The sequence below is a fragment of the Neptunicoccus cionae genome (genome assembly GCF_002860325.1).
GTDB lineage: Bacteria > Pseudomonadota > Alphaproteobacteria > Rhodobacterales > Rhodobacteraceae > Amylibacter > Amylibacter lutimaris.
In genome coordinates this window covers 204,439-214,003 of the sequence record NZ_PKOJ01000008.1, presented here as the reverse complement: position 1 = coordinate 214,003, position 9,565 = coordinate 204,439, and the positions used below count along the sequence as shown (strand labels likewise).

General features: G+C 56.9%; 5 protein-coding genes. 1 reads left to right on the top strand and 4 read right to left on the bottom strand.

The genetic code is table 11. From position 1 onward, the window contains the following. Nucleotides 1-434: 434 nt before the first annotated feature. Complete coding sequence (locus tag C0U40_RS17505) at nucleotides 435-5,471, top strand: beta strand repeat-containing protein (RefSeq protein ID WP_101657093.1); 5,037 nt, start codon at nucleotides 435-437, stop codon at nucleotides 5,469-5,471. Nucleotides 5,472-5,579: 108 nt separating this feature from the next. Here C0U40_RS17505 and C0U40_RS17500 read toward each other — a convergent pair whose 3' ends face one another. From C0U40_RS17500 to C0U40_RS17485, 4 genes are read right to left on the bottom strand one after another with little or no spacing between them, the layout of a single operon-like run. Continuing rightward, nucleotides 5,580-6,683 carry an NAD(P)/FAD-dependent oxidoreductase gene (locus tag C0U40_RS17500; protein WP_101657092.1) on the bottom strand — a complete coding sequence of 368 codons (1,104 nt, stop codon included), beginning with the start codon at nucleotides 6,681-6,683 and terminating at the stop codon, nucleotides 5,580-5,582. Then, the gene (locus C0U40_RS17495; protein ID WP_101657091.1) at nucleotides 6,680-7,702 is read right to left on the bottom strand and encodes a histone deacetylase family protein; all 1,023 of its coding nucleotides are present in this window, start codon (nucleotides 7,700-7,702) and stop codon (nucleotides 6,680-6,682) included. Before C0U40_RS17495 ends, C0U40_RS17500 begins: the two co-directional genes overlap by 4 nt. After that, on the bottom strand, nucleotides 7,699-8,190 hold the full coding sequence (locus C0U40_RS17490; protein ID WP_101657090.1) for a GNAT family N-acetyltransferase: 492 nt from the start codon (nucleotides 8,188-8,190) through the stop codon (nucleotides 7,699-7,701). The genes C0U40_RS17495 and C0U40_RS17490 overlap by 4 nt, the downstream gene beginning before the upstream one ends. Before the next feature lie 45 nt (nucleotides 8,191-8,235). Then, nucleotides 8,236-9,564 carry an aminotransferase family protein gene (locus tag C0U40_RS17485; protein ID WP_101657089.1) on the bottom strand — a complete coding sequence of 443 codons (1,329 nt, stop codon included), beginning with the start codon at nucleotides 9,562-9,564 and terminating at the stop codon, nucleotides 8,236-8,238. Nucleotide 9,565 lies beyond the last annotated feature (1 nt).

Below are 9,565 nucleotides of genomic sequence, written 5' to 3'. Positions count from 1 at the left end.
TTCTACCCTGACGTGTTTGGATGTCAGCCTTCGTGCAACAGGTTCGCGCAACTATAGCGGGTCAGTCTGCTGCAGTAGAGTTGGTAAGTTTGAAAGGGGCGAAACTGTATGTTTACGAAACCGACAATTGAAAAGATGGGGGTGGCTTCACTCGGCCATGAAACCGCAGGTCACACAGAGCTATGCGTTGTGAGCAGTCTACAATCGTTAGGCGCCGGCGTTAGCTTGTACAGGACTGGAGGTTCGGCACGGATTAACGTGCCAGCAAACACGCTGCCTAGGTCCGTGAATTAAACGGGCCCGGTCCCAGAAGGCCCTTAAGGCAATCTCGGGGGACCGATGGCAGATCAAACAGTTTCTTTAACCGGCGTGTGCTTTCAAACATTTTAAATCTCAATGTTCAAACACGCTGATCAAATTCAGATGGTGATGAAATGAATACTAAATCGACAAACAATACTTCGCTTGAAACAAATATCCTTGGGAGCGCCCCGGGGGAGAACGTCAATCTCATCGGTGACGTGCTCGACATTTTGACAGTCACTGTGAGTGACATTTTAAACTTGGGGCCGTTTGTACTGGGACTGACAGAAAGCGATTTTGTCGTGGTGTCCGACACCTCCACTGCGATCCAGAACATGACGACTGCGCAGATCGCTTCGCTCGCTGGAAACCTGGTTGACCAAATTGATGCAACGGATGACGTATTGTCGCTCAATGTTGCGCAAGTGAGCGCACTTGGCACAGTGACTCTGGCAGAGAACGATCTGGTTTCAGTGTCGGATACCAGCGCAAATATCGCAGCCCTGAACCTTGTTGAGATTGCCGCTCTGGCTAATGCAAACGTGGATATTCTGGACGCAACGGATGGCGTTCTGTCACTTACTGTTGCTCAGTTGAGCGCACTTGGTACGGTGACACTGGCGGAAGACAATCTGGTCTCGATTTCAGATACCAGCGCAAATATTTCTGCCTTGGGTCTCGTGGAGATTGCCGCGTTGGCTGACGCAAACGTGGATATTCTGGATGCAACTGATGGAAGCCTGAGTCTTAATCTTGCGCAGGCACAGGCTTTGGGGACCGTACAGCTTAAAGCTGCGAACCTGAATGTTCTCGTCGATCTTGCCGCAAACATCCAAGCTCTAAGCGCACTGGAAATTCAGGCGCTGGCAAGTTTGGGTTTCGATTCAATCTCGTCGACCGATGGCGTACTTGCTTTAACGGTCGAACAGTACAGGGCACTAGGAACGGTTCTTCTGGATGGCACAGATATTATTTCTTTAGTGGACACTGAGGCTAACCTGGATACGCTTACTCTTGCCGAGATTTCAGGTCTGGCCGGAAAGGGGGTCGATTACATCGACTCAACGGATGATACGCTTTCGCTCGGCGTAGCAGAATACAATGCCCTCTCGACAGTCCAACTGACAGACGCGGACACAATCACGCTGCTGGATACCGGAGCCAATCTGGGCGCCATGACAGCGGTTCAAATTGCAGGGCTGGCGGGTGATGGCATCGACGTGATTGATGCAACGGATGATGTGTTGGCCTTGTCTGTTGCGCAATACAACGCTTTGGGAACTGTTGCGCTGACAGAAGGGGACAGTGTTTCCCTGACTGATACTGCTGCGGCGATCGAGGCCCTGACTGCGGCTGAACTCGCTGCACTGGAAGGTGTTGATATCATCGACAGCTCGGACAGTGCGCTGACATTCTCGCCTGATCAGGCGCTAGCTTTGACGGGTATGACGATCGCTCCGGATGTTGTTGCGACAGTTGCAGGTACGGCAGTTGAAGTTGCCGCACTCAGCGCCGCTGATTATGCTGCATTGGCAACTGCAGGAATTGATTTTCTGGATAGTGACGGAACGGTGCTTTCAATCGACGTTGCCAAGGCAATTGCACTCGGCACCATGAAGATCAACGCCGATCTGGAGGTTACTCTGGTTGACACAGTTGCAAACATCGAGGCTTTGACGCCGGCACAGTTTGCAGCCCTCGCGACAGCCGGAATTGACATGCTGGACGCTACGGATGGTACGTTGAACCTGTCGGCAGAACAAGCTGCGGCGCTTGGGACGATAACCCTGGCACCTGGCAATGAAATTTCGATGCAAGACAGCGGCGCAGATATCGCTAGCCTTACACCGGAGCAGATTGCAGCCCTTGCAGCTTCGGGTGTAGCGTCCATTGACGTCTCTGACGATGTGCTTGACCTGACTGTGGCGCAATTCGAGGCTCTTGGCTCTATCGAGTTGAACACAGAGGATACCATTACTCTCGCTGACACCGGCGCGAACCTGTCCGCTTTGACCGCAGCAGAAATAGAAGCTCTTGCAGCCAAAGGTATCGATGCGATTGATGCGGAAGATGATGCTCTTGAACTGACGCTGGCGCAATACAATGCGCTGGGAACAGTTGCTCTGGCCGACGGGGACACTGTTACAATTTCAGATACTGCGGGCAATCTGTCCAGCCTCACTGCGGCTCAAATTGCGGCGTTGGCTTCCAGTGGTGTCGATATCATCGACTCTTCCGATGACAGCCTGACACTCAGCGCCGCACAGGTTGCAGCTTTGGGGGATATAACCCTCGCCGGAGGGGATGTCGCCACGCTGGCGGATACGGCTGAAAACATAGAAGCTTTGCTAGCCGGTGATCCAAGCGCGCTAAGTGGCGCCGGTATTGATGTTATTGATGCGACTGACGATACGCTTGCTTTGACCGTAGCCCAGATGACGGCGCTCGGTTCGGTTGCGCTGGCTGACGGAGATGTTGTTACGCTCGAAGACACGGGTGCCAATCTGTCCGGTCTGACGTCTGCCCAGATTACCGCCTTGGCAGTTGCCGGCATCGACCGGATTGACGCCACAGACGACGCGCTTACCCTGACGTTTGACGCATATAATGCTCTTGGCACCATTGCGCTGAGTGATGGAGATGATGTCACACTGAGCGCGACGGGCGATCAGATTGAAGCAATGACACCGGCTGCGATTACTGCTCTGGAAAGCGCCAGCGTGGATAATGTGGACCTGAGCGACGATGCCGCCACACTTTCTGTTGCGCAGGCAAAAGCGCTTGGCAATCTGACCTTTGCATCCAATGATGCGGTGACGGTCTCTGACATCGGTGCCAGCCTTTCCGCGCTGACAACTGCCGAGATACAGGCGTTTGAAACTGCGGGTATTGATGTTCTTGACGCTTCAGACGATCAGCTTACGCTTTCGGTTGAACAGGCCGAAGCCCTGGGGGCGATTGCGCTGTCTGCGGAGGACGAAGTTACTCTGGCCGATACAGGTGCAAATCTGGAGGCTCTGGACGCTACTGCGATTACAGCGCTGGCGGCTAAAGGTATCGACAGCTTTGATGCAACAGATGACCGGATCAACCTTAGTGCTGCACAGGCCGTTGGTTTGGGAACGATTTCTCTGGCCTCCGGTGATGAAGTAGCCCTTGAGGACCTTGGTAGCAATCTCGCAGCTATGACGGTGGCAGAGCTTATGGCAGCCAAAACGGCCGGTGTAGACAGCATTAACGCTACTGATGATGCGATGACCCTTGAACTGGGCCAATACGACGCGGTTTATGGTTTGGATTATGACTCCAATGACAGCCTTGCAGTTGTTGGCACACCGAACGCTGATGTTTTCCGCAAGCCGGATATTGCAGTTACGTTTAACGGGTTGGGCGGTGACGACGAACTCAACGGAAGCGACTTCAATGATACGCTGATTGGCGGTGCCGGAGCAGATATTCTGAACGGCGGAGCGGGCACAGACACAGCTGATTACTCGACAAGTTCCGCTTCGGTTACAGTGCGTCTGTGGAATGGCACAGGTGTAGGCGGGGATGCAGAAGGAGACGTGCTTACCGCTATTGAAGCGGTCGTCGGTTCTACTCTGGACGACACCCTGGTGGGGGCTACCGACAGGGCTGATATGCTGAACGGCAATGACGGTGATGACTATATTGCCGGCCTTTCAGGCAATGATACTCTGGATGGAGGTCAGGGGAATGACACTCTGGCAGGTGGAGCCGGTGAAGATGTTCTGCTGGGCGGCGCAGGCGTTGATCTCGCCGATTACTCTGCCAGTGCAGAGGCAGTGACAGTCAAGCTTTGGAACGGTTCCGGCCAAGGCGGGGATGCTGAAGGGGATAGTCTGACAGCTATCGAAAACCTGCGGGGATCGGATCTTGATGACACACTTATCGGCAGCGTCAGAGAACAAAACACGCTCTTCGGGGGAGCGGGAGATGACTATCTCGACGGTCTGTCAGGCGACGACAAACTCTACGGAGGTGCCGGGAACGACCGTCTGGATGGCAGTGAAGGTGCAGATGAAATCTACGGTGGTACAGGCCTTGACGCTGTTTACTACACCGAAAGTGATACCGGCGTGGTTGTCCGTTTGTGGAACGGTGTCGGTACCGGTGGCTCTGCAGAGGGTGACCGTTTGACCAGCATCGAAATCCTTGGCGGATCCAATTTCGGCGACACGCTCGTTGGATCGAAACGTACCGGTGAAGACCTCAGGGGGATGGATGGTAATGACTATCTGATCGGGCAGGGCGGCGATGACATCCTGCGCGGCGGCGCCGGCGATGATGTGTTCTACGGCGGCTCGGGAGAGGACATTATGCTGGGGGGGGAAGGGCTTGACAGGGTCGATTATTCCGATAACTCCGAAGCCGTTGTCGCGCGCCTGTGGAACGGGACCGCCTATGGTGGCGAGGCCGAAGGTGACATGATGGGCAGTATCGAGAACCTCACAGGTTCCATCTTTGATGACACTCTCGTCGGATCAATGGCACAAGCCAATACCATCAAAGGCGGAGACGGCTCCGATTACATCTCGGGCCTTTCGGGAGATGACGTCCTCTACGGTGGGTCTGGCGATGACCGTATCGAAGGAGGTTTCAACAGCGACCGCCTTATCGGTGGCGCCGGAGCAGATACGCTGGACGGTGGTGAAGGGTCGGATACTGTAGAATACCGGTACAGTGCCGAAGCAGTGACTATCCGTTTGTGGAATGGAAGTGGTGTTGGTGGCGATGCCGAAGGCGATATCCTGAGCAATATCGAACATGTGTTCGGTTCTGGTCATGACGACACGCTGATTGGTGCCGAAAGAGAGGGCAATGTGTTGCGGGGCGGCGAAGGGGACGACTACATCAACGGCCTCTCAGGTAACGACCGTATTGATGGGGGTGCTGGCAACGACATTCTTGTCGGAGGTGCCGGGGAAGATGTTTTTGTCTTTGGTACAGGTTATGGCGAAGATACCGTTACCGCCTTTGAGGACGGCGTAGACGTTGTGAACCTGCTAAACGATCTGACCTTTGAAGATTTGACAATTACCGCCATTACGGGTGGGGTGCGGGCGCAAATCACCGCCGATGCAAGCACCCGTATTGATCTTATGGGGGTGGATGTCAAAGACGTCGACAGTTTCGACTTCGTTTAACGGTCCCTTCAGTTACTCACTATACCGCGTAAAACATAATAAAACCGGCCCGCTTTTGTCGAAAGGCGGGCCGGTTGTTTTCAAGATTACAAGAGAATGCGGACCGCATCACCTCCGCGTGAAACGGGCGGGGGACAGCTCTGCCACTGTCGCAGCGTTTAAATCCGGTGCCTTACCGATGCACAAGGCAGCGCAAAGTGTGGCGAGTGCCGGGGCCGTTTGCACGCCGTAGCCACCTTGACCGGCCAGCCAGAAAAACCCTTCTTGCACGGGATCGAACCCCACCACCGGCGTGCGATCAGGGGTAAAGCTGCGCAGTCCGGCCCAACTGTGGGAAGGGCGTGTTACAGCGACTGTCACCGCCTGTTCATACCGGTAAAGACCTTCGGCCAGCACCATATCATCGGGCCATGCGTCATGGGGGTGGGTCGGGTCTTCATCTGCCGGTGAGACGAGCAACCGGCCTGCATCCGGTTTGGCATACCAGCTTTCGGTGACAGAGGCGAAGAGGGGCCAGTGATCTATGTTGTACCCCTGCGGCGCATCCAGCAGCACCGCAGAGCGGCGCATGGGGGTCAATCCGACGGGGGATGCACCTGCCATCTGCGCGATCTGGTCTGCCCAAGCGCCGCCTGCGTTCACGATCACAGGGGCGGAAAATTCTGTTTCTTTAGTTGTGACCCGCCACAGACCATTGTCGCGCGTCAGACCACAGACGCGGCTGTTCGGAACCGTCTTTCCGCCTCGCCCCCGCAGCAGCCGCAGATAGCCCTGCAACATCCGGTCTACATCTATGTCCTGCGCGTCCGGTTCCAGTATGGCTGCCGCAATTCGTTCCGGTCGCAGGATGGGCACCAGTTCCAACGCCTGTTCAGGGCTGAGATGTTCCAGTCCGGTGGCCTCGCGTGCATAGTTTTCCAGTTCCGTGATGTCTTCCTCGCCGGCGATCAGCAATTCCCCACGTGGCGAAAGCAGGCCACTGTCGCAAATGCCCTCTCCGCTTTGTAGCACAGGGGCCGCAGCATTGTTCAGGGCGCGCAGAACGGCGTTGCCATAGTTGCGGATGAAGATCGCGGCCGAACGGCCGGTGGAGTGATAGCCGAACTGGGGTTCGGCCTCTAGCAGCAGGACATTCGCATGTTCTGCCAGATGGGCGGCAGCACTGGTGCCGGCAATGCCGCCGCCGATCACGATGATGTCCGGCTGGGTCATGCCCCTTGAAACCCGTTCAGGACACTGGTCAGGTTTTCCCCCAGTTCATCGCAAAGATAACCGCCTTCCTGCACCAACAGGGTCGGCAGTTTCAACCCCGCTATGGCCGCCCCGATCCGCCCGAAACCTTCGGTGGTGACGGCCAGTCCCTTGAAGGGATCGTCAATAAAGGCATCAAGACCCAGAGCAATCACAACTGCATCCGCGCCAAAGGCTCTAACGCGGGCAAGGGCACTGTCGAGGGACTTGAGGAAATCCGCGTCGTTTGTTCCACGGGCCAGCGGCAGGTTGAGGTTATACCCAAGCCCTGCGCCTGCACCCCGTTCATGGGCATGGCCCCAGAAGAACGGATAAAACCGCTCCGGATCAGCGTGGTTCGAGACTGTCAGCACATCGTCGCGATTGTAAAAGATGCCCTGCGTGCCGTTACCGTGATGCACATCCACATCCAGAATGGCAGGCCGCAACCCTTTGGCCCGCAGGCGTTCGGCGGCAATGGCCGAATTGTTCAGAAAGCAGAAGCCGCCTGCCAGATCCCCGAAGGCGTGATGACCGGGGGGGCGGGACAGCACATAGGCCGATTGTCCGCCGTCAATCAGGCTGTCAGCCCCTGAAATTGCGGATTGGGCCGACCAATAGGCCGCTTCCCAAGTGCCTTCTGCGATGGGGCAGGCGGTGTCGGCCTGATGATAGCCTGCCTGCCCGACGGCAGAGCGGGGGTAGCTGTCGCTGCGGCTGGCGGGGTGGATGTTGGGGATGACCTCTGCACCGGCGCCGTCGATATACTGCCAGCGTTTGTAGATGTTCTGCAGGAAGGTTAGATATTCGGGCGAATGGATCGCGGCAATCGGGCCAAGCCCTGCATCCTGTGGCGGCTCGAAACGGCACCCTGCGGCCTCTGCACCGGAGCGCAGCATTTCGATCCGCGCGGGTTGCTCGGGGTTGGGCTGGAGCGCACCGCTCGCCATGAAATGCTTGGGGTCGTGGTTCCACTGACGATCGTCAAAAAACGCTTTCATTTGCATCCTTTCAGGGTCTTGAACCCGTTGTTGTCCAGAAACATGGTGGTCTCGCCGTTCTTTGGCACAAAACCGAGCCTGTCGTAAAACCGGCGCGACTGTACCGATTGGTCATATACCACCAGCTTGATGTAGCCTGCCCCCCATTGCGCAGAGGACCACCGTGCCGCAGCCTCCAGTAAGCGCCGCCCGAGCCCGCTGCCCCGCGTGCTTTCCGCCACCCAGAGATCGGAAACAAAGGTTCCCGTGCTGGCTATAGAGGTAGAGGTTACAGGGGAAAACATGATTGCGCCTTCCAAAGCATCCGGTCCGCTTTGGGCAATCAGCGCGTAATAGGCAGGCAGGGGGCCAAATCCCGCCTGTTCCAGAAACTCCGGAGTGGCCGGATGGGGGTCGCCCAGTTCTGTTGAAAGGGCCGCCAGCGCGGTGTTTAACAGGGGCAGGTCGGATTTTTCCACCAGCCGGATGGTTTGGGGTGTCGATAGCATTGTTCTGTCCTGTCGCGGGCAGGCCCGCTCGTTGTTAGTGCAGTGTCACAGGGTTGGGATTTCGGCCATGAATTGGGCCATGGAACGGTCCAGTATCTCCGCGATTTCATCCAGTTGCGGTTCGCTCACGCTCATCGGCGGGCAGACCAGAAAGTGGTCTCCGGACAGGCCGCCACGGGTGCGGCGGGAATAGATGATCAACCCGTTTTCATAGGCAATATCCACCAGCCGTGCATGTGCGTTCAGTTCTGTTGGCAACGGGGCCTTGGTGTTGCGGTCCGCCATTAGTTCAAAGGCCAGCAGCAGCCCCTTGCCCCGTACATCCCCGATCACAGGGTAGCGATGCATCAGCGAATGCAGCCGATCCGTCAGCGCTTGCCCCATGGTTGCGGCATTGCCCACAAGATCCTGTCGTTCGATTTCATCAAGTACGGCCAATCCGGCAGCACAGGCCAGCGGATTTCCCGCATAAGTGTAGCCGTGGATAAACCCGCCCGCGTCCAGCACCGCTTCAACCATATCATTGCGCGCAATCATCGCGCCGAGGGGGACGTATCCCGCCCCGAACCCTTTGGACAGGGCGATCAGATCGGGTGTCACCTCCCAATGTTCCGCGCCGAAGAATTTTCCGGTACGCCCGCCCCCCGTCATGACCTCGTCGTGGATCAGCAGCACACCATACCGGTCGCAAATCTCGCGGATGCGGGGCATGTATCCGGCAGGGGGCACCAGCGCACCTGTTGATGCGCCGCCCACGGGTTCAACGATAAATGTCAGCACGGTTGACGGGCCTTCTTCAAGGATTTTTTCCTCCAGCATATTGGCGTAATGCAGCCCCGTTGCCGGATCGTCCGGGTCCAGCCCGTCGAGATAGGCGCGGGGGGCGGGGATTTTCGGCATGGATTTCATCATCGGATCGAACGGGGCCGACATGGGCGCGTATCCCGTTATCGCCAGCGCACCGAGCGTTGCGCCGTGATAGCTCGGGTAGCGGGAAATCACCTTATAGCGCTGGGCCTCTCCTTGGGTCAGGGCATATTGCCGTGCCATTTTCAGCGCGGATTCCACCGCCTCCGAGCCGCCGGAGACAAAGAATACGCGGTCCAACCCTTCGGGTGTCAGCCCCGCAATCCGTGCGGCCAGTGCCTCGCTCGGTTCTGTCTGGAAATGCAGGCGGTAGCCGAAGGTGGATTTGTCCATCTGTTCGCGCATGGCCGCCAGAACATTGGGGTTGGAATGGCCGATATTGCTGACCATCGCGCCGGATGATCCGTCGATATAGCGTTTGTCAGAGGTGTCCCACATATAAATGCCCTCGGCCCGTTGCAGGTCGGGGCGGGGCAGGCGGCTTTGATAGAAGAGGTGGCTTTTCATG